Below are 21,540 nucleotides of genomic sequence, written 5' to 3'. Positions count from 1 at the left end.
AAAAATTGCCTATTTGGAACGAGATTGAGGGAGGTTAGCTTTTCGTTGAATCTTAGGTTTTGGAGGATCGGGAACGAAGGGAAACAAATCTACTAATTCGTACCAGATCGTTTCATAGGTGGTAGAGTCGGAGTCTAAAATCGACATCCAAGGGGCGAGGTTACCTGAATTGAGTTTGGCACTACACCAGGGTTGCTCAAAGTCTTTTTCTAGGTCTTGACCTTTCTCACCCAAGCGAGTGCGGAAGTATCGGTAGTTGAGGATTGCGGTTTGTTTGTCTTGTTCGAGTAAGCTTCGGATTTGATAGAGTTGTGACTTCGGAAAATCAGCTTTTTTGAACGCTGCGAGCGTTTCTAGTAATCCACCGATTTCATGCAAGGTGTAGGGTGCGCCATAGAGCTTGAGATGAGCTTGTCCATCTCGTTCACGAGTTAGCCCTTGAGCGCGAAACTCTTTGATGTTGGAAGAAATCATCGTGACTGACTTCATCACTAGAAAATCGATCGTGCCTCCGAGGTAGCCTTTTCCTTTGAGCTTTTTCGCTTTTTGTTTTGCCGACTTTAGTAGCTGCTCAACCAAATCAGCCGCATAGTAAATCGGAGTATCTTCAGCCGCGATTAAAACCCCAACAGACATACTCAATTGGCATTGATCATTAGGCTTGATTGGCTCTTGCGGGTCGGTTGGCTGATAGCGATGAACTTCTTTGATATCGTAGGAGCTATTTTTGCTTTTGTAACCTTTGTGCTTGAGTTGATTCTCAAATTCTTCACTCAAGGTCTTAGCAATGTCTAACGCACGATCAGCAGGAACAATCAAAAACACATCATCGCCGCCAATCGTGACAATTTCAAAGGGATGAATCCAACCTGGTTTTTTACGATCGGAAGATCCATCAGGCTCATAGTAGAAAGGTCTAAGATGCTTCGCGATCGCGCGATACACTGCCTGTTCTGTGACAGCAGAAATATCCTTGCTAAAGGCGCGATAGTCTTGCGGGGTTCTGATTTCTTTTTGAATATAGCCCCCCATGTTATTGCCATCGGCATAGATGTAAGCAACGAAACCAGATGGTTTACTAGCTGCACCAATTTCTCGCAGCGATCGCGCTTCATCAATCTCGTCGATCCGGGTTTTCAAATCTTGAAAATAGTCCTGATGGGGTAGGTCTTTACGATTTTTTAGAAATTTAGTGACCCAACTTTCTATACCGCCTGGATTCCAGCTTCCAACGATACTAGACCACCAATCTTGGCGTTTCCCCCGCTTCGCAATTTGACCCATGATGTACTTTCGTCCGGAGGGTTCGGAGAATTTCATCCGACGCAAAGCAGGGACACGAGCGATCGCTGAACGTCGATCTCCCTCATCGCGTTGAGCATAGGGATGAGTTTCGTAGAGCGGAGGATAGGCGCGAGTTGGGCGACTTGAAGTAATATTCCCGCTTCGTCGTTGATTGAATTGACTGGCAAGATGGGCAACTAATTCATTGAAAGATTTACGATCGCGAAATGGCTGTTCAGGATCTTCAGCGTTAGGCTGACCAAAGTAAGCTTGAAATAGTTCGTGTTTCGGATTTGCGAGATAGTCTTGGAGCCAGGGCTGTTGGATTTTGCCAAACCGAAATTCTAGTAGCTTGAATGTCTCACCGACAGCACAGGAGTTTGCAATCAAGGTTTCGCGGGTGTAGCATTGCTCGATCGCATTAGCAAGTTGAGCGACATAAAATGCTGGACAGAGTGCAAGAATGTTTCCGCCTGTGGAATAGATGATGAGTTCTGGGATCAGTGCTTTACTAAGTTCGGGATATTCTTTTTCAAACCAACCTCGAACCGTTGACTCGATCGAGGAATCGAAGAAGCTGCGTAAGTCGATGAGGTTAATGCGATCGAGTAATGCTGATGCGCCTCGAATATCTTGTAGATTACTGGTTTCAAAGACGTATTGTTTAATTTTGGTTGCACCGCCGAAGACGAGTCCGATTTCCGTAGGTTCGTTCCAGAGGTCGGCATATTCGGTTTGAAGTTGCTCGATCGTGTCTGGAATTTGTGCTGATTTTTCGAGCTTTTGTAATTTTTGGGCTTGATCTAAGTAGTGAAAAAGTTCGGAATCGATCGCGTGTCCTTGCTTTAGATCTTGGCGAAATTTTCTGAGTAGAGAGGGATCGTGTTGGGGAGTTTCTTTGTTACCCCAGGCGAGACACCAAGCGATCGCGATAGTAATGTCCTGATGAGACTGAATCATGACAGATTGAGAAAGTTAGGGGGCGAGACGAGCGGACGATTGACAAGTTCTATGATGCAGGACGGTGGAAAAAGGGTTTTCCACTCTAATTTTTCTTTCAGCAGGAGACTCCTATCGATATTACGCTCGAATTTTGAGGCAATCCGTAATTTTTCGGAAATTTAAACGATCGTGTAATCTTTCTAACTTTCTAAAAAATTTCTTAAATGTAGCTCGTGCGATTGAAAGCGAGGTTGACCTTTCTCCAAGCGTGGATTACTTTGTCTAGTAGCATGATTTCCACGCGATCCAGCAGAACCTTGAAAACCGCATAACTTCGTTGGATTGCGTCGATACCTTATTCCATAGGCGTTTTGGCTGGCATGAAGCTGGCTTATTGACACTCGATCGGCGTTTATTGACTAGTACATAGTTATTGCGTCGATTGGGCTTCTGAAACCTGTTTGGGGCTTGGCTTCCTGGACGAAGGGTTTCATCGCTTATTCCCCGCAAGGGGATGGAAACGTCAGTAAAGTTACGGGCACAGTTCGAGAAGATGAAGGAGAGTTTCATCGCTTATTCCCCGCAAGGGGATGGAAACAATTCAGACATAAAGAAAGCCCTTCGCTCTATAAAAACGTTTCATCGCTTATTCCCCGCAAGGGGATGGAAACTTGAAGCTGCAAGAAACTTGGAAGAGTTTGAGAAGTTCATGGTGTTTCATCGCTTATTCCCCGCAAGGGGATGGAAACTTTTCCACATCCGTTAGTTTTTACACGGAATGCAGCCAAAAATTTTGTCGATCGATCGAATAAGTACGATCGCGCTAAACCGACTTCTTCATAAATGTTTCTTTTTTGTGTCCCAAGCCCTCCCTCAGACATTGGCTTACATGAGCGCTTCGCCAAATCTCGAAAAAACGCTCTACGGAATGGTCATGAATGGAAGCAGCTATCTATTCGTGAAAGTACTCGAAAAACAGTACGGAATTTCTGACCTATTTTCAACACGATCGCAGTATCGCAACGGTCTATACGAAGTACTCCGAATCTTAACGCATCTAGGACAACTCACTATAAGCCAGTAGCTTGGTGATAGTCTAGCGAGAGTAATGGAATCGCGCTTGAAGAAACTTCACTCGATCGCGATAAACCTCATAAACCAGTCGATGCTCATCTGTGATCCTGCGCGACCAAGTATTTGAGTTTAGATATTTCAGCGGCTCCGGCTTTCCAATTCCATCAAAAGGATCACGCATCACCGCTTCAACAAAATCCATCACTTTCAACGCAATCTTACGATCGCACTCAATCCAAAACCGCAAATCCTCACGAAAATCAGGCTCAAAAACTGCACTCCGCTCCAGCTTTTCTGAAGACTCCTCAGCCGTCGATTCCGAAGACTCATTCAACTTCTTAGGGCGTTTCTTCGACAAGTCCAAACTCCCGTTTGAAATCTTCAACCGATTGTGCAGCCGTTTCTTGCACCTTAGAGCGCTCCAATGCCGCAATCAAACGATCGGCATTTGCAGAAGAACTCAGTAAATGAAATGTTTCGAGCAAACTGGAAAAATCCTCATCCGTCGTCGCCTCATTTAAGCCCCGTTCGATCGCGGCTTTCGCGGTCGGATTTTGAATGGCTTGAAGCTCGATTGCAAGTAGCTGCCTAATATAGGGTTTGGGATCAACTTCGATCGGAACAGATAAAATCGCTTGACCCAACTTGATGGTTTGATAACTCTCAAGATTATGGCTTTCGATCAGATTTGAAATCATTCTGATTCTTCTGAGCAAACTACACTGCTATGCAACAGTATAACCAAGATGACCTAGGCACGATCGCAAACCCCTCTCATTCCTTCATTGCTTTGCGAGCCAACTGCGAATACTTTTTCACGCTCTCATACCCAATCCCCAGATCCTCCGCAATCCCCTTCAAACTCTCCCCAAACTCCTGCCGCGCCACGATCGTCGCCCACAAATCCGCCGCCTTCTCCGCCCGCTCCCCCCCTTGCCGCTTCTTCAGTCCAAAAAAGAACGCCTTCAACACCGCCCGCCGCGCCTCAATCAACACCCGCCGCTGCACCTCCACCGAATCCTTCCACTCCGCCACCTCCACAACTCGTTCCTCAACCGATTCCACCTCCAACCATCCCGCTCTGGTCTGCCCCAACCCAAACGTCACCTTATGCCCCGTCCCAAAATACGGCGCACAAACCACCAGCGATCGCACCATCTGCACATAGTCCGGCTCACCCTTCGCCTTCGGACTCAGCCCAAACTGCACCCGACCCACAAACCCAGTCACCGAGCCTTGTTTGCCTGCCTGAACTTTGAGCGATCGCACCTCATGCCGCAAAATCACTACACACTCATTCACCCAGTTAAGAAAATCCTCTTGCTCAACTGTGATCGATGCAAAATCATTCCAACGCCGCAAGTAACTATGAAACACATTCTCCGGCATCGGCAAAGGCAAATGATTCTGCCGCTTCCGAAAACTCGTCGCACTCAAAAACGTCAGATTCAAATCATCCTGCCGCCCTTCCCCAGCCTGCTCCCAAACCGCCTCATAGGTCATCGCAGGCAAACCAATCTCCCACCGCACAATCCGAAACACTTCCCCCCGCAGCTTAATCTCCGTCGGTGGCTTCACCAACCACTGCTGCATCCACTCACAAACCTCATGATTCAGCCCCGTCACCGTCCAAGCATAAAGCTGCTCTGCCTCAAACTGAATCGATCGACCCACCCGACTCCCTTCCAATCCCGAAATCGTAAACGCTTTCTCCGACTGCCCATCATGCAAATAAGCCGAAAGATCCGGATTCATCGATCGCACCTGATCCAAAAACCAAGCATGAAGCTGAGTCGAAAAGTTAGAAGTCGCTTGAAAACTCCGATTCGGCTGCAAGAAGAGCGCAAGTCCAATCAATTCAGCAGTGTCATCCCAACTTAAAATCGGTTTAGCAGCACGACGTGGCATATCTCAAATCAGTAACTTGGACTCATCTTACCCCGCAAGTTTGCTCGAAGCATTCGATCGCCCATTCGCCTGAAATCCCAGCATGACGCGAATCGGATTCAGCGATCCAACGACTTTCCCTTGAGCATCAACCTTCGCAGGCGTGTACTGAATCGATCGCTGCGTGCCCACACACGCCAACACCACTCCCACCGAAGCATGAGCCGTCATCCCGGTATAATCTGCAATCACCTCTGCCTCTGTCCAACCCTTGGGCAATCGAGTCCGATAAATCTCATCCACTCGCGCCCAAAACTCCAATGGATTGTAGATATCATTCACGACCAAAGGTGCATCCACGCAAATTTGAGGAAACTCCTGACAAAGCTCCCGCGCCATATCCAACCGTTCTCTTGAACAAATCAACCAGCACCGTTGCAGCACTCTATCAACAACTTCTCAAGCACTCAAACCGAGTCTTCCTGCAACGGGTTTGTCCGGATGGCGAAGGAATGTGGTCAAGCGAAGCTGATCCAGCGATCGTGCGGTCAATTCGCAGAAAAGGTCAGTTCTCTGAAGAGTTTGTTCTTGAAACGCTTCGAGCCATTGATCACCTGGGACAGAATCCACATTTTTCGATTGTCCTGCTCGATCTCGGTGGTAAGCGTACAGCAGAAAATGCAGAAATTTTGCAGCGCTCTGACTTTTTGATCCTACTGTCGTCGAACCTGCAAGAAATAAGCCATTGGCAGCAGTTTGCTCACTGTGAAAATTGTGAAACGATCGCGTTTCTAGAAAGTCGTCTGCACAAAATCGATGCGGTGTTAAACCAAACGGTATGTTCTCACATCAATTTTAACGTGAATTCGATGAGAGTTTTTTCGCTTCGTTGTTCACGGCTTCTGCCCCCCAACCCCCCAATTTTGGGGGACTTTCAGAGAGGAATTCTGGTTCAAAGTCCCTCACTCGTGGGGGATTTAGGGGGCGTTCCTGGATCTAAAAGCGAAGCGAAGCGTTCATCGAACTGACGTCAATTTTACTCCAACTCTAGCGAAGGGCATCCTGTGGAATTTGGATCGACATGGCAACACAGCAACTTACGAGAGTGCTGTCGCTCAACTTGCCACTTGGTTACACGATCGCTTTATAGCTTACTAATTCATCTGAAGCAAATATGTAGATAATCGCTAAATCCCCTATTCTGGGGGACTTTGAACCTTGGGTTTCCCTCCGCTTTGGGGCACACCCCCTGACTCAGCAACACCGCCAAAATTAGCTGACCAAGCATATTTAGAGAATTTCAGGTTAATAAACTCGCGTTCCTTAGTAATTAGTAGATTAGTCGTGAATCGATGGCTAAGAACAATAACAACCCGCCCTTTGAAGATTCCTACTGATTTAGGTACTGCTATAGTTTTCTAATCAAGCAAATGACGACATTCATTAAATAGCCAAGTGCCAAATAGACCGTCTAGAATCTCTTGATAAATTTCGGGTGTTAGCTGGGCTGGAATAAATGCTTTGACCCATAAGAGATGATATCCCTGATCGGTTTTAAGCGGCTCTAGTAAGTCACCCGATCGCGCATTAAAAACTGCCGCAGACACCTCTGGTTTTAAGTTCCAGCGATAAAGTTTTCCCGCGTAGCCGCAGGTTTGCCGAAGCGATTCATCTTGATTGTAGAGATGGGCGGCTTCAAAAAAGCTGGTTTCTCGTTCTTCAATTTGAAAGAATAGCTCCTGGGCAATGGTTTGTTCAGAAACAATGATTTGATACAAAACAACTTGGTCAAAGTCTGATCGATGTTGAGCAAAAGCCGCTTTAACTTCTTGATCAAACAAGATGTGTGAGAGTTTTTTAGTTAGCAAGCGATCGCGAATTCCTGCCTCTAAATCTTCGGCTGTGATCATCTGGTCATTTAACCAGGCTAACGTGTCGGATGCTTTTTCTAAACGAGATTCTCGACGTAAGCGATCGCTTTCTGCCTGAATCTCATCCTGCGTCACGATGATTCCCTTTGCGTGAGCTGTTTGATCAATAATTTTCTGATGCAAAACCTTTTGATAAATCTCTTTTAATCGAACACTTTTCTTTAAGTAATTGATGAGATCGTCCAACACAATAAAAGATTCAAACAAATGATTAACCATCTCAAACTAGCTGATTTTAACTAAAAATATCACTGCTAAAACTCAACTTTTTAATTTCTCTAAAGCTTCTGAAAGGCAATCGAAAAAAATGTAGGAACATTACGAATAACACTCCTACAAAACCACATTTTTTTACAGTTAATCGTTAGATGCCAAACGCAAATGCAGTTCCACCAGAGGTGCTGAATACACCTGCTGCACCTGCTGCATAAGTTGAGCCAGATGTCCCAGCCGCTACAGCCAGGTAGGTACCCTTGGCAAAGCCGGTGGAGTAGTTGCTCGTTGAGAATGGACCTGACCAGGATTTGCTGCTAAACCAGGCTTTAGCGCCTCCAACAATGCCAGTTGCTTCTTTTGAATCAAACACAGTGTCTAGATATTCCAGATCGCGAATTACCATGAGATTTCTCCTTCGTTAAAGGTGTTTTCACGCAACAGGGAGCGCACTTCAGATCATATCAATTAGAGAAAAATATTCGAGATTTCACCACTAACAATGTCAATTTTTCATAGTAGCTTTATATACTAACTTTTCAAAAGATTGGTTCAAGAACTATCAAGAACCTTCTTAAAAAAAATTGCTCTTGATGTTGAATTTTATTACCCCAAAAAAATACCTCACTCTAGAAATTGCTACAAACGAAGACCTCCTTTTTGCAATTGACGAATTGGGTCGAATAACACATCGATAATGCGACGAGGACGAATTACAAGTTCTGCTGTAGCCACTTGACCCGCTTTGAATACAATCGTTTTCTGATCGGCTGTAATCGAGGTGCGATCGAGCGCAATTTCGACCTGGTAAACTGGCTCTGACCGATCGCTAGGCTTGGCATCTGGAGAAATTGAAACCACCTTTCCCGAAACCATCCCATAATCTTGATAGGGATAGGCATCGAGTTTGATTTGCGCTGCCGTTCCCACTTGAACAAACCCTGCTTCCTGATTTGGCAAACTTGCCCGTAGTACTAGCGGAGCATTGAGAGCCGTCATCTCTGCGATCGTTTGTCCCGGTTGTACAACTTCGCCCACATTTTGAATGCTTAGAGAAGACACCGTTCCTTCAACAGGCGCAACTAACAATCGCTGACTAACTTTGGTTTTTGCAGTATTTAATAAGGTTTGAGTTTCGGCAATTTTGGCTTTTAGTTGAGTGGCTTCAACTTCTAGCTGTTGGGTTTGCTGTTGAGCTTCTAGCTGCGATCGAGTGCCGTCTGCTTGCTTTTGATCCAACCCTGCTTGCAACTGTCTGACTTCTGACAACGCTTGTTCCAGATCTCCCTGGCTTTTGGTAATACTGCTTTGACGATCGCGCAATGCCTGTTCTACTTCAAACAAACGCTCTTGCGAAATGGCTCCTTGGCTGGCAAGTGTTCTAAGTTTTTCGAGTCGCGATCGCTGCGCCGTTTCATCCACTCGAAGCTGAGACAAAACTTCCCGAACTGTGTTTACCTTGGTAGTAGACTGAGCGATCGCAGCCACTTGACCCTGTGAATTTGCAGACGCACTTTCCTGTCCCTGTTGGGCTTCTAGACGCGATCGGGCAACCAACATTTGCATCTGGTTAAGTTGTGTTTGATCAGAGGCTAGTGTTTGCTGCAAGCGATCGACTTCTCCGGTTGAGAGTTGTGGGTCGAGTTCTGCCAGAGTTTGTCCCGCTTTCACGAGCTGTCCTTCTTTGACCAGCAGCTTTGTCACCTTGCCTGATTCGACCGGATGAATCTTATACACGCTTCCTTTAGGAACAAGCTGCCCACGGGCATGACCGACCTCATCGATCTGCCCAAAATAAGCCCAGACACCAAAAGCACCACAAAACGCAATGCCACCCAGCAGTAGGTAGAGCGGAAAGGCGATCGGAGGTTGGTCTAGTACGGATTGTAGAGAAGTAGACCAGTTTGATTGTTGAGCAACAAAAGTGCGACTCGTGGAGCTTGGAGAATTTAATTTCAGACGATCATCCAACTTCTGCACAGTAACGCTCCTGGAGATAACTTGCGACTGAATTTCCGTCTGATTAGAGAATTTAGATTGTCTCCTAACATCCTTTCAGTTGTATTTGCTTATTAACCGATACAGCGATTTCTAAACTTAAAATAGAAATTTCAGTAAAAATACCACGTCAATATTACTGGATCTCATTTCTCAATACGTAATTACACTCGACTTTACTGAGATTTTATCACCTGCTTCACTGAATTTTCATACATGAGGGATGAGGCAGTTCTGATTTAGATGGTTAGTTAGTGAATAGAATTCTCCCCTGTCAGAACGAAGTCTGTTTTCGCAAACTACACTCATCAATATTGTCTTAATTCGCGACGGCGGGTTTTGTTCTCCTAGCTGCGGTTTTAACGACCAACTTTAACCATCTTCCTATAACTGCTGCCGTGCTAGATGGTAGTAAACCCCTTGCTGAGACATTAATGCAGGATGGGTGCCCTGCTCAACTAGAATGCCGCGATCGACCACCAGAATATTATCTGCATCTCGCACGGTTGAGAGCCGATGGGCAATCATACAGATAGTGCAATTTCCAATTCGTCTCAAGTTATCGCGAAAGCGGCGCTCTGCATGGACATCGAGTGAACTGGTCGCTTCGTCTAAAATGAGTAAACGAGGTTCACCTAGTAGCGCACGAGCGATCGCAATCCGTTGTTTTTGACCGCCTGATAGCGTTGTCCCTCGTTCTCCTACTTTGGTCTGATAACCCAGGGGCAAGTCTTGAATAAAGCTGTGAGCTTCTGCTAGTTTTGCGACTTCGATGATCTGCTCTAGCGTGAATTCGGGACGAAATAGCGCAATGTTTTCTAGAATGGTGCCCGAAAACAAGAAACAATCCTGTGGCACAACTCCCAACTGCGATCGCAGCGATTGAGGAGACACCTGGCGAATATCATGCCCGTCGATTAGAATGCGCCCGCTCGTTGGCTGGTAGAGTCCTTGAAGTAGATTCACCAATGTACTCTTACCTGAACCGCTTTGCCCCACAATCGCGACCATCTGCCCTGGCAATATTTCAAAGGAAACCGTTTGCAGCGTATTTCTTTCCTGCTCGGCACTGTAACGAAAAGTGACATTCTCAAAGCGGACTTCACCTCTTAACGGCGGCAACATCAGCATCGGACGTTGAGCATCTTCTTCTGGCGACACCACAAACACATCATTCAACCGTTCAGCCGCGATAACAACTTCTTGTAGTTCATCCCAAAGCTGCGCCAGCGAGAGAACGGGCGCGATCGCACTTGCCAGCAGCATATTAAAAGCGACAAATTGCCCTACCGTCAGGCTTCCTTGAATCACTAAAGTTGCCCCATACCAGAGCAGTGCCGTACTCCCCAGGCTATTCACCAGTCCGCTGAGAAATTGCAGCGTATTTGATAGCTTTTGTCCTCGAAATCGCGCATTCAGCAACTCAGTCAAACGGTCTTCCCAACGCCAGCGTAAGGTTCGTTCTGCGGCGGCGGATTTGATTGTCTCAACCCCAGTCAAAATTTCTACTAGAGCAGAGTTTTCGATCGCCGTCTGCCGAAACACATCGCGGGAAACCTGTCGCATAAAGGGCGTAGCAATCAGAACAATCAGCGCGATCGCAACGAGCAATCCCAATACCAGCAGCATCAGTTGCCAGTTGTAGTAAGCCATCAAACCCAGGTAGACAAACACCATCAGCGCATCTAACCAGACCACGATCGCTTGCCGAGTCAGAAACAACTGTACCTTCTGGTTTTCTTGCACACGAGTTAGAATATCGCCCACCTGACGAGACTCAAAAAATGTCAGAGGCAGGAGTAGCGTATGGCTAATAAAACCACTGATCAGCATCAGATCCAGCCGATTAGAAAAGTAATCAAGCAGATATTGCCGCACGGCTGTTAAGCTGATCCGCCAGATACCAAAGAGCAGTAGCCCGATCGCAAACACATTCAGCGTGATCAAGCTGCGTTGAACAATGACTCGATCTAAAATAAACTGAGTTAACAACGGAGCTACCAGCCCAAATACTTGAATCAGCAGCGAAGCAAAAATGATTTGTCCGATCACTGTGCGATAAGCTGTCAGCAGCCCCCAAAACCTCCTTAGAGAAGGCTTTTCTGCCTCGGATGCCTTAAGTCGATCGGTTGGTTCTAATAATAGTGCATAGCCACTCCAATGGGTCTGAAACTCCTGTAGCGATAGTTTTTGTCTTCCAACTGCGGGATCAGCAATCAAAAATTGGCTGCCTCTGACTCGATAGACAACCACATAGTGATCGCCCTGCCAGTGAGCAATCCACGGCTTAGATTGTTCGATTAACTGTCCCAAACTAGCCCGCACGGGTCGAGCCTGAAAGCCTACACCTTCTGCGGTGGTTGCCAAAGCTTGAAGTGAAACCCCAAATCGCCCCATTCCTGCCTGACGAGTCAAGTCGCTTAAACTCAAACGGTTACCCCAGTACTGTCCCACCATCACCAAACAAGCAATGCCACAGTCTGCCAAACTCTGCTGCGGAACAAAGGGATACTTTTGCCCCAGGCGCGATCGTCGCTTCCCAGGTTGCGGAAAGGGCAATGTATTAGAGGATGCTATGTCAGCGTGAGGAAAGCTCTCTGAGTGGTTAGTCGGAGTTTTCTGAACGGCAACCGAAGTTAAATTATCTAAGGTTGAAACCGTTGGTACGATCGTTTCCCAGTACTCAGCAGGCAAATGGTACAGGACAACTTCTGTTTGAGCAGTCCAATCATCAGATGGAGACCCCCAATCGCCCAACTTTGGAGGCTGAACGTTGCGGCTGTAAACTTCACCCCGACGCAGCCAAAACTGTCCTGTTTGCGGAACTTCGGCTAACCTTTTTCCTGGTGGTAATAAGATTGAAACCAAATGAGATCCGATCTCTAAAAGTTGAGCCTGAGATAGTGATCGTAAGCTCGTCAGGGTTTTAAGAAACAGTAGATAGTCTCTTGTTTGGGCCTGTTGGTGCCAGCGATCGCGCAGGTCAGGAAGTTTTTCTAGCCAGGATTCTAGATCTTTGATATCAATTTGGGCAAGCTTTCCGATGCTGGCGGCGATCGCTGAATATTGAAGAGTTGCCCACAGGTCATCTGCGCCAAAGCTATCACCTACTTCCAACACACAAACAGACACCTCCTTTTGCTGTTCGCCATACCCTAGCAAGCGGACTCGCCCCTGACAAACAATAGATAGCGTGGTTGGTGAGGAGTTACAGCGATCGCCCAGTCGAAATTCTGCAATCTCAAACGATTGGCTCAAAGCTTCAATGAGTAGCGGATCTGCTTGCGGAAACAGTCGCATCAAAATTTCGGATAGCTGATCGATCGCATCCTGAAAAGGTTGAGGTTGCCGCTGCATTTGTGCCCCTGGAAACGTGTTGGTTGAGTCTGCTGGTTAGGCAATCCCTATATTTTTTAGTTGACTACGAGAATAAGCTTTTAATCAAACTGTGTGGGAGCGCATTGAGATGATCTTCTAATGCTTTTTGTGGGCTTTCGCATCCGCAACGATCGTCCCTTCATGAAAGCTTAGTAGAAATACGGTGCTATATGAATTTCTCTCGATCAACCTACCAGAAAAGGGCGTTGCTGATTGGAGGGATGAATGTCCATCTTTTCGCCCCCTAAATTCCCGAAATTGGGGGACTTTGAACCTTGGGGTTCCCGCCGCTTTGGGGCACACCCCCTGATTCAGCAACGCTCAGAAAAGTTGCCACTCCACTATTCCAAAACTTTTGGCGATTTAGTCCTGTGCGATGGCGCGATCGCTGTAGTGATAAGTAGCAGTTTTTAGCGGTGAGTGGCTACTCGAAACTCTTTGTGCAAAGCTTTATACAAACTTTAAACATTAATTCGTGATTTTACTGAGATCCTATTAAATAACTGCTATCGTTTTCTTAACTCATCAGTGTATTTCGTGACATCTTAACTTGTGTCTCAATCCATCTCCCCCGTGGATTCTTAGTTAGTAAAGATGTATCTGCCAGACTACCTGACCCAGAGAGCTATTGAGCGATTACTAGAAGACTGACCTTCACTGCCCACCGAACTATCCTTCAGCCCCCACTCCAGTAGTACGGAGTTAGTTCGGTAGGTCATCTGTAAGTTGATCAAAAATTACGCTCAACTAAAAAGCATCTCCCATTTCTAGCTGTATGTTCGATTTAAGGCTAGGCAGTCCTGCGTGTGAGGGCTGACAGTTTGACGCGAGTCTGCGAAATCGTATGAATTGAGAGGATTTTATGGAATTGAAACGAAACAATACTCAGCGTTTGTTGCTGCTGCTGGTGCCGTTGGCCGTCACATCGATCGCGCCCAATCCAGCTAACGCCAAATCTACAGCCTTCTCAGAAGCTCAGGTCAAACTCTTTGACTTCAGCCACAATCCACTAGAGGTTTTGGCAGCGATCGACTCCAAGACCGTTATCTCCGCCACAAACGGGAAAGCAACCGCCGTTGCCACCCCAAAAGCGCTCTTTTTGAATGGATCTAAGCCTCGTGCTGAAAACTCATCGCTGAGCCAGGCAGCGGGAGACGGGATTGCTTATCAAGGAATCGCTCAAAGCTTTGCGGGTGTGATTGGCTACGACTTTGAGATCGCCGCCGGAGAAGAGTTTTCGTTCAAATTTGATACGCTGCTGAAGCTGGCAACTTTGACTGACAATCCTCTTAAAGAGACTGCTAGAGCCAGCGGCAACATCAAATTTCAATTGTTAGATGTCAGTTATGAAGACACTTTCATCCCACTAAACGAATTCTCAATCTTTGGTGCTCTTAACACTCCTGGCGAAGGCGATCTGTTGAATGCGACAGGCTACCAGAACATCGAATTTGATCCCGACAAGACTTCGGTGGCTCGATCGTTTGGTGGCAATAAGGAGTCTGCGATCGCTAAGACTCAGGGTACTTTCTCAAGATTTTTTAGTCAGAAAACCAGGCTGATGTTAATTGAGGAGAAAGAAAATCAGGCGATCGTGCAGGCTGTTCCAGAACCAATGGGTACAGTCGCCTTACTTGTTACATCTGTCTCCATGATGGTCGGCGGTGTTCTGAAACGCAAAAAAACACAGTCTGGAGTGGAGTAGTCCTCTTTAAAGGGTGACTTAAGGAATTGTTAAGCCATCCTTTCGATACCGAAAACCTGCATCATACTAGAAACAATTCTTTGAGCCGTGAAGTATTGTCTAACAAGCAAGGCTGCATCTGCTAATTCTCCCACTTACTGCATTAGACAATCTGCATTAGACAATTTGAGCATCGACTAGCGCTTGAACGCTAAGAGGATGGTTTAAAGGTCATCTCGCTGGTAGCAGAACGGGTTAGATCCCCCCTAGCCCCCCCTTAAAAAGCTACCGTGTACACACAAGTTGCTTAATCGTTTATTGCCGAGATCTTCGCCCCCTAAATCCCCCAATCTGGGGGACTTTGAACTCGGATTCTGGGCTTGAAGTCCCCCAATTTTGGGGGATTTAGGGGGCTGAAGCCGACTGAAACGAAGCGAGAAAGAGATGTGTGTACACAGTAGCCTTAAAAAGGGAGGAACTAGATTCAAAATCCCCTTTTAACGGAGGCAGGGGGATCTCCGAGTCTCTATCTTCACAACAGAAGACTTTTGAAACACCCTTTAAGGCTTGGAGTCGATCACTTCACTTCCAAAATAAGTTTTCCTGCCGCAGACATTGTTTAGGAGTCGCTATTCATGACAACCTCAACTGTTCTTAAGACGCTCACAGCGATCGCTGTTGGGTCTGCTTTGATGGCCATGGGCACCCCGACGGCCCAGGCTGCGATTTTGACCTCTGCTACATTAGGAGAAACCAAGCAGATCTTTGGCGCTCCGGTGAGCAATGTTCAGTATCTAGGCTGGAGATTTAGAGTTAGTGCGCCGTTTCGAGTGACGCGAATTGGGGGGCATTTGGTCGGAGATGGAGGCGGAAAACCAATCTTTGGGGCGATCGTTCGGCTGAGTAATCCGACGGCGTTTCCGACGGCGTTTCCGCCTGCCCCTAGCGAGGTGGTTGCATCCACGACATTCATTCCTCCCAGCGCTCTCACCACTAGAAGCCAAGACGTAAGAATTCCGCTGTCTGCGTCACTGCCGCCCGGAAACTATGCCCTGATTTTTGGTAGTACAACGAATCTGGGTGGAATCGCTAGAATGCCTATCAACAACGCCAGCTTGCCGGGTTCGACTTACTTTATCTCAGGTGGCGGCACTTATCAAAATCTCGACCCAGCATCAGGGCTAACTAATATTCGATTTGTAGTTGAGGGTTCTTAGCTCGACTTTATCCATTTGCTGAAACCCTGAAATACCAGTGGTTGCGGCCTGTCCAGATTGCCTCTAGTGCAGCGTCAACGATAAAAATTAGGGTTAGCGATCGCTGAAGTCTTCATTCAATGAAACTTTACCAAGAGATATCTACCCTAAGATTTTGGCTTCGTTTCAATGGGTTGCAGCCCCCTAAATCCCCCAAATTTGAGAGACTTTGAAGCTCAAACCCGTTTTGAATTCCAGAATTTTTTTGATCTCAAAGTCCCCCAGAATGGGGGATTTAGGGGGCGAAGTAACTTGGCAATAAACGATCTTATTTAATTCACGATCCTAAGCTACGGTGCCTATTAAGCTGATCGACATTTAGGTTGATAGCCATTTCCGCATTGTAAAAGGGTTGCAGAGCCAGTTTATGCAAACTCAAAGTCAATCAGCCTATCAGGGCGATCGAGTCGGAGAGCCATTTCCAGTTCCGCGTGGTTCTGGTTGTTTCTGAGACTCTGATTCTGCACTTTTATAAGTGACTCTAAGACGGAGTGCTTGAGTGGGTCGATTCGGCTGGAGTTGTCGTCGTTGAAGTTCTCTCACTGCCCAGGCATCAAAGGCAAGCTGACCACTCGATTGAGCCACTCGAATGTTTTGTGGGCATCCAGCAGCATTCACATCGTAAAGCAATCGCGCTGAACCTTCGCCCTGAAATTCTGCGGGTATTGGCAGAAAACCAAAGGGACAAGCCGTAACCGTTATCTGACTGTCAAACGGCGACCAAGCAACGGTTGGTAAAGACTTCTCACCCACGATCGACAACTGTAGTGTTTTATCATTGAGCGGCGCGATCGTGATTTGGGCAATTCCAGGATACGGCTGTTGTAGTTGAAGCGGTTTTTGATCTTTAAGCGTTGTATTAGCAATCTCTACAGTGACGCGATTGCCTTCTGATTTGGGATTGGTAAATGTAATTGTCCCTGAACCTACGAACTGAATGATTCCTTCTGGTAGCAGCCTTGATCGCTGGCTGGGAGGTTGCTGGAAAGCAGTTTTTACAGCGGCTGAATTTGGCGCTTGAATGGCGGTAATCTGGGAAATTGTGGGTGTGGGCGCTGGCGTTTGAGCCGTTGCGTTTTGAGCCGCGATCGTCATTGCACTAGTCAGAACAATACAACTCATTTGGAAATGACGAACCGGAACAAAAGACTTCATATTACAACAGCCTGTAGCTCATACTTGGAGGATTCTACCATTACTAATGAATTAATTCTCATTAGGGAAGGCACCTCTATTGTTTTTGTCAAAGAAAACTGCTGTTGAGCTTCCAGATAAAGCTCTTCCAGGTTCTCAGCCGATAAGGTCAGCTTCATTGCAAGATGCTCACGATATTAATCAGGACTAGTCAGATCTCTTGTTCCCTCTCCTTGGGGTTAGGGTGAGGGCGGAAAGACTGTGCTACACAATTGGGATGCTCCCGCACGATTTCTCTCGTCCCCCATGACCCACTCAGATGTGTTGCTTCCCCTAAACACAAACCTCGACAGAATGTTAGAACTCTGATTTAATCAAGGTCATGAAGTTTATTGACAAAAATTGTCATGTCTTTACCCGCTGCCCTCACCGCTCGCAATCTTACGCTTGGTTATGAAGGAACCCCGATTGTTCAAGATTTGACTCTCGCTGTTCCACCCGGACAAATTACGGCTTTGGTGGGTGCAAACGGATGCGGAAAATCAACGCTCTTGCGCGGATTAGCCAGATTACTCAAGCCGACAAGCGGAGCAGTTTACCTTGATAGTAAATCGATCTTTAGCCGATCGACCAAAGAAGTTGCACAACAGTTAGGGTTGCTTCCCCAAAACCCGATCGCACCCGAAGGGCTGACGGTAAAAGATTTAGTGGCTCAGGGACGCTATCCCTATCAAAACTGGCTACAACAATGGTCTACTCAAGATGAAAAGATTGTGCAGCGGGCGTTGGAGACAACTGATTTAGAAGGGTTTAGCGATCGCGCTTTAGATACGCTTTCCGGTGGACAACGCCAACGCGCTTGGATTTCAATGGCACTCGCACAAGATACTGAAATTCTTTTATTAGACGAACCCACAACATTCTTAGACCTAGCGCATCAAATCGAAGTGTTAGATCTGCTGTATGACTTAAATCAGCGGCAGGAAAGAACGATCGTCATGGTGCTACATGATCTCAATCAAGCTTGTCGCTATGCAGATTATCTAATCGCTGTTAAAGAAGGGCGAATCTTTGTGGCAGGCGATCCGCAAACGGTAATGACAGAAGAGACTGTTCAAGCTGTGTTTAATCTAGACTGTCGCATTTTCTCAGACCCGATCGCAGGTACGCCGATGTGTATCCCAATTAGCCAAAAAGCAAGGGAGCGTCGATAATGCGCCTGTCCGGGGAAGCTTATGATGAAATGCTGACTCTGCTTAAGGGCTTGAGCGCAATGAGCTGATGCGCCAAGGTGGAGAACAAATTGAGGCTACCATACAAGCCAATCCAAAGTTGACTGTGGCGATTTTGAACACGTTTTGGTTCTTTGACCCAACAGACATAGGATAGGGGCAAACAAATCGCGACGTTTACCAGGCGATCGTACATTTTTTCTACGTCCTTTCCTAAATAGTACTACCTGATTCTCTTAAAATTCCCTAGACTACCCAGTCAGATTAGTAAGAAATAATACAGCGGTAAGCATATTTTGACTAGTTAAACACTATGAATTAGATATAGCAGTTCTAAATCGTCTGTGAGAATCGTCAATTGATGGGTAGTTACTCATTAGTCCCTAGCAATTGATTTACGACTAACCACTAACCACCGAACTCCCACAACTCAAATAGGATAGCTATAGTACCAACTTTTAGTAAAAGCAAAATGATGAACGCAACTCCTGACAGAACACTTAAATTACTAAGTTCAGGCTTACCTCTGAAACTTTCTCGCCGTGGCTTCCTTGGTTTGATGGGGCTGTCTGCCTGTCGTGCCACTCTACCCTCGTCTCAGCGTCGATCGCTGCTAGTCGGCACAGTCAGCTACGAAGAAGGCAGCAAATCCCTGGATCAGTACAATCGCTTTAAACAATACTTAAGCGAAAAAATGCAGTCATTGGTAGAGCTAGAGCCTGCTATCAACGAGGGGAGAGCTTTAGAGCGGATTCAGCGGCAGGAATGGTCGCTAGTGTTTGCGCCGCCGGGGTTGACTGCGATCGCAATCTCACAACATCAATATACGCCCCTCTTTCCGCTGTTTGGGGTACAAGGGTTGCGCTCAGTTCTGGTGGTGCGAGAAGATAGCCCGATTCGGGAAATTGCAGCGATCGCAGGTAAGTCTGTAGCCTTGGGAAAGCCAGGTTCTGCAACGGGATACTATTTGCCGATTTTTAATTTATATGGTCTAACCCTGTCAGAACTGATGTTTCCACCCACGCCCAAGGCGATTTTAGAAGCAGTGGTTGAGGGTAAAGCAGCCGTCGGTGCTGTCTCGCTAGAAGAGTTTGAAACTTATAAAAGTCAGGCTAGTCCCCTCAATTTGCGAATTCTATTGACCGATGTTCACAATGTTCCGTCTGGTGCAGTTTTGATTAGTCCTACGATCGAGCGCAATGCTCAAGAATCAATTCGCAAGACTTTAAATGAAACCCCTTCTGTCGTGGCTCAAGAAGCCGGGTTTGTGACAAATGCTCCCGTCGCTGACTACAAGTATATGATCTCAGTAGTAGAGCGAGTGAGAGCCATTTTCCCAGGGGACACTCAAAAGACGGGAGCGCTACTTCAACAAAAACCCGTTCGTTTGTTTAAGTGAACTAGAGCCTGTCACTTGTTTGGCGATCGCAGTCATCTCTTGAGTCCAGGGATGATTGGGATACTTCAAAGAAAAAATACCACTGCTGCCCAAATCAAACATCTCTTCACTGACTGGGAGGATGCCCGCTACGGGAGTTTCGTAGGTATTTTGAACTCGCTGCCGTAGCTCCTTAAAATCCAGTGATGGCAGGGCTTTATTGACCACGAGCATCATTTTGGGAACTTCTAGCTTACGAGCCACATCGATCGCGACAGCAGTTCCTTGATAATCCTGTTTGTCAGGACGAAGAATCAGAACAAACACATCCGAGAGAATGATCGAGAGTAGCGTTTCTTCATTGATGCCGGGATGAGTATCAATCAACAGATAATCTAGCTTTAGCCGACGCACTAGATTTTGTAACCCATCATTGAGAAGTCGAGCATCATAGCCTTCTCTAAGAATGCGAGAGATGTCACTCATTCTAATGCTAGAAGGAATCAGATGGATACTTCCCTGACGACCAAATAAAGACTGCTTTTGTTGCAGAATTGAACTGACATCATAAACGGCTTCTTCGATGGCGCAGCGCCCCCAGAGATAGTCATTCAGGGTATAGCGCAGTCGCTCTTCTTCAAGCCCAAAGAGAACATGAATTCCGGGTGATTGAATGTCAGTGTCCACTACGCCAACTCGCTTTCCAGAACGAGCAATCAGAGTCGCTAAATTACTGGTGACATTCGACTTACCAGTTCCGCCACGAAATGAGTGAATTGAGATAATTTCAGACACGGTATATCCTCAAGGTAAAGTGACTAGTGAAACATTGACCCGAACGCTTGTCCGTAAGTCCCCCAGAATTGGCAGCTTGGGGGGCTAGAAGCACAAAACAACGAAGCAAAAAGCTTTATCGAATTCACGTTAAATAGGAGCTTAATCAGTCGCAGACTCGCGTTTACTTCTCAAAGCTTTTGCTTCCTCCTGTAATTTCTGAAACGATTCTGACTCGGCGATCTCAGCAACTTGACGCGCTCGTTTGCCATCGTCAATTTCGAGACGCAATTTCTGCAACTGTTGTTTGAGTTGTTGTTCGCGGGCATAAATTTCCTGCACCATGCGTTGAAACACTCGCCCTAATTGTCCTAGTTCATCATTGCGCTTGGCGATCGGGGCTAGTTTTTCATGTTCAAACTCTGCTGCTTCTTCTGCGCTGATCTCGTTCATACTAATTTTTTGAGCAAGCTGCGCCATTGGCTTAATGGGTTGTAGTACGTTGCGCTTGAGCAAATAGTTGATGAGCAAAATCACTAGCGCGAATATGCCAATGAATATACCGATGATTAGAGAAGAGGCTCGACTGGCATCATCAAAAACTTTACTAGCAGGAACGTAAATCACCTGACTACCCAGCACTTCATTGAGCTTCCAGTTAAAGCCATTTTCTGAGCCATAGCTGGCGATGTGACTTTTGGGAGCCGCTTGTGGCGTACTGTGACAGCGCAAACAGGTTGCATTTTTCACTGAAAATGGACGGGCACTATAAAACAGCTTCTCGCCCACAGAGTCCCGAAAACCGGAGATATTTTTTAGCTTTGGGTTGCTTTGAAATTGCTTGGTAAGATCAGTTTCAAACACATCCGCCTTATCTCGCAAGTTTGTTGGATTTAGCAGAGCATCTTTGTAGAAGAAGTCTTTATATTCGTCATTTTTGCGAAGACCTTCAAAGACTTCTCTCACTGTAAAACTGGGAATCGATTCGGGGATGAATGTAGGCTGCGTCTCTACCATTGGCATCAAGAGCGGGCTAATGCGGGTGTTGGTAAACGCTCTGACTGAATTCATCGTCTCGGACAAAATCTGGCTTCGGTAAGCGATTTCACCTTCTGCTTTTTGTTCAAGCGCATGAGATAAGGCAAATCCACTCAGCGCGATCGCACCCACAAACACCAGTGATAAAAGTAAAGTAAATTTGGTTGCTAACTTGGATTGATTTAACATTGCTGCTCCCGTTTGTATTTACAACATTGCTAGAAACTTTTGAGTGTTGCTCATCATGTTGCACTTAGAGTCTCTGAGCGATTTGCGGTCATGGTCGATCATCTATTGAGAAAAGAGGTTAAATAGCAGATCATTGGTGCTTTCACGT

18 protein-coding genes are annotated in these 21,540 nt (G+C 46.5%); 6 read left to right on the top strand and 12 right to left on the bottom strand.

What is annotated here, in order from left to right; all coding sequences use genetic code 11:
• Window positions 1–9: 9 nt before the first annotated feature.
• Window positions 10–2,244 carry a type III-B CRISPR-associated protein Cas10/Cmr2 gene (gene cas10, locus ACJ2PR_RS19960; protein WP_446878271.1) on the bottom strand — a complete coding sequence of 745 codons (2,235 nt, stop codon included), beginning with the start codon at window positions 2,242–2,244 and terminating at the stop codon, window positions 10–12.
• 760 nt (window positions 2,245–3,004) lie between these two features.
• Here cas10 and ACJ2PR_RS19955 point away from each other — a divergent pair.
• Window positions 3,005–3,310, top strand: a complete 306-nt coding sequence (locus tag ACJ2PR_RS19955) for a hypothetical protein (RefSeq protein ID WP_446878270.1) — start codon at window positions 3,005–3,007, stop codon at window positions 3,308–3,310.
• 12 nt (window positions 3,311–3,322) lie between these two features.
• On the opposite strand, the gene ACJ2PR_RS19950 is transcribed toward ACJ2PR_RS19955, so the two are convergent.
• The 4 genes from ACJ2PR_RS19950 to ACJ2PR_RS19935 form a co-directional block, all read right to left on the bottom strand.
• A complete protein-coding gene (locus ACJ2PR_RS19950) occupies window positions 3,323–3,634 on the bottom strand; it encodes a Txe/YoeB family addiction module toxin (RefSeq protein ID WP_446878269.1) in 312 nt (103 codons plus the stop codon).
• Window positions 3,635–3,638: 4 nt separating this feature from the next.
• A complete protein-coding gene (locus tag ACJ2PR_RS19945) occupies window positions 3,639–3,998 on the bottom strand; it encodes a hypothetical protein (protein WP_446858010.1) in 360 nt (119 codons plus the stop codon).
• 76 nt (window positions 3,999–4,074) lie between these two features.
• Window positions 4,075–5,208 carry a CRISPR-associated endoribonuclease Cas6 gene (cas6, locus tag ACJ2PR_RS19940; RefSeq protein ID WP_446878268.1) on the bottom strand — a complete coding sequence of 378 codons (1,134 nt, stop codon included), beginning with the start codon at window positions 5,206–5,208 and terminating at the stop codon, window positions 4,075–4,077.
• Window positions 5,209–5,235: 27 nt separating this feature from the next.
• Complete coding sequence (locus ACJ2PR_RS19935; protein ID WP_446870803.1) at window positions 5,236–5,586, bottom strand: hypothetical protein; 351 nt, start codon at window positions 5,584–5,586, stop codon at window positions 5,236–5,238.
• Between the two features lie 14 nt (window positions 5,587–5,600).
• On the opposite strand from ACJ2PR_RS19935, the gene ACJ2PR_RS19930 reads away from it, so the two are divergent.
• The gene (locus ACJ2PR_RS19930; protein ID WP_446878267.1) at window positions 5,601–6,215 is read left to right on the top strand and encodes a hypothetical protein; all 615 of its coding nucleotides are present in this window, start codon (window positions 5,601–5,603) and stop codon (window positions 6,213–6,215) included.
• A 390-nt stretch (window positions 6,216–6,605) separates the two neighbouring features.
• Here ACJ2PR_RS19930 and ACJ2PR_RS19925 read toward each other — a convergent pair whose 3' ends face one another.
• From ACJ2PR_RS19925 to ACJ2PR_RS19910, 4 genes are all read right to left on the bottom strand, one after another.
• Window positions 6,606–7,337, bottom strand: coding sequence for a peptidyl-prolyl cis-trans isomerase (locus ACJ2PR_RS19925; protein WP_446858006.1), 732 nt, complete (start codon window positions 7,335–7,337; stop codon window positions 6,606–6,608).
• A gap of 145 nt (window positions 7,338–7,482) precedes the next feature.
• Entirely contained in the window at window positions 7,483–7,737 is a 255-nt protein-coding gene (locus tag ACJ2PR_RS19920) for a hypothetical protein (RefSeq protein WP_446858005.1), read from the bottom strand.
• A gap of 233 nt (window positions 7,738–7,970) precedes the next feature.
• Window positions 7,971–9,311, bottom strand: coding sequence for an HlyD family efflux transporter periplasmic adaptor subunit (locus ACJ2PR_RS19915; protein WP_446878266.1), 1,341 nt, complete (start codon window positions 9,309–9,311; stop codon window positions 7,971–7,973).
• Between the two features lie 402 nt (window positions 9,312–9,713).
• On the bottom strand, window positions 9,714–12,686 hold the full coding sequence (locus ACJ2PR_RS19910; RefSeq protein ID WP_446878265.1) for a peptidase domain-containing ABC transporter: 2,973 nt from the start codon (window positions 12,684–12,686) through the stop codon (window positions 9,714–9,716).
• Between the two features lie 883 nt (window positions 12,687–13,569).
• Here ACJ2PR_RS19910 and ACJ2PR_RS19905 point away from each other — a divergent pair.
• Both ACJ2PR_RS19905 and ACJ2PR_RS19900 read left to right on the top strand, forming a co-directional pair.
• Window positions 13,570–14,412, top strand: a complete 843-nt coding sequence (locus ACJ2PR_RS19905; protein WP_446878264.1) for a hypothetical protein — start codon at window positions 13,570–13,572, stop codon at window positions 14,410–14,412.
• Window positions 14,413–15,026: 614 nt separating this feature from the next.
• Window positions 15,027–15,608, top strand: a complete 582-nt coding sequence (locus ACJ2PR_RS19900; RefSeq protein ID WP_446878263.1) for a hypothetical protein — start codon at window positions 15,027–15,029, stop codon at window positions 15,606–15,608.
• 432 nt (window positions 15,609–16,040) lie between these two features.
• Here the strand turns inward: ACJ2PR_RS19900 and ACJ2PR_RS19895 are convergent, their stop codons facing one another.
• The gene (locus tag ACJ2PR_RS19895; protein ID WP_446878262.1) at window positions 16,041–16,769 is read right to left on the bottom strand and encodes an energy transducer TonB family protein; all 729 of its coding nucleotides are present in this window, start codon (window positions 16,767–16,769) and stop codon (window positions 16,041–16,043) included.
• Window positions 16,770–17,188: 419 nt separating this feature from the next.
• Here ACJ2PR_RS19895 and ACJ2PR_RS19890 point away from each other — a divergent pair, with 419 nt between their 5' ends.
• Both ACJ2PR_RS19890 and ACJ2PR_RS19885 read left to right on the top strand, forming a co-directional pair.
• Complete coding sequence (locus ACJ2PR_RS19890) at window positions 17,189–17,995, top strand: ABC transporter ATP-binding protein (RefSeq protein WP_446878261.1); 807 nt, start codon at window positions 17,189–17,191, stop codon at window positions 17,993–17,995.
• A gap of 490 nt (window positions 17,996–18,485) precedes the next feature.
• Window positions 18,486–19,412, top strand: a complete 927-nt coding sequence (locus ACJ2PR_RS19885) for a phosphate/phosphite/phosphonate ABC transporter substrate-binding protein (protein ID WP_446878260.1) — start codon at window positions 18,486–18,488, stop codon at window positions 19,410–19,412.
• Here ACJ2PR_RS19885 and ACJ2PR_RS19880 read toward each other — a convergent pair.
• Together ACJ2PR_RS19880 and ACJ2PR_RS19875 are read right to left on the bottom strand one after the other, a co-directional pair.
• The gene (locus ACJ2PR_RS19880) at window positions 19,377–20,186 is read right to left on the bottom strand and encodes a MinD/ParA family ATP-binding protein (protein ID WP_446857997.1); all 810 of its coding nucleotides are present in this window, start codon (window positions 20,184–20,186) and stop codon (window positions 19,377–19,379) included. The two genes, ACJ2PR_RS19885 and ACJ2PR_RS19880, sit on opposite strands and share 36 nt — an antisense overlap.
• A gap of 141 nt (window positions 20,187–20,327) precedes the next feature.
• A complete protein-coding gene (locus ACJ2PR_RS19875) occupies window positions 20,328–21,392 on the bottom strand; it encodes a c-type heme family protein (RefSeq protein WP_446869783.1) in 1,065 nt (354 codons plus the stop codon).
• Window positions 21,393–21,540 lie beyond the last annotated feature (148 nt).

The sequence above is a fragment of the Phormidesmis sp. 146-33 genome, from assembly GCF_052939515.1.
This window is presented reverse-complemented; position numbering and strand designations above follow the sequence as displayed.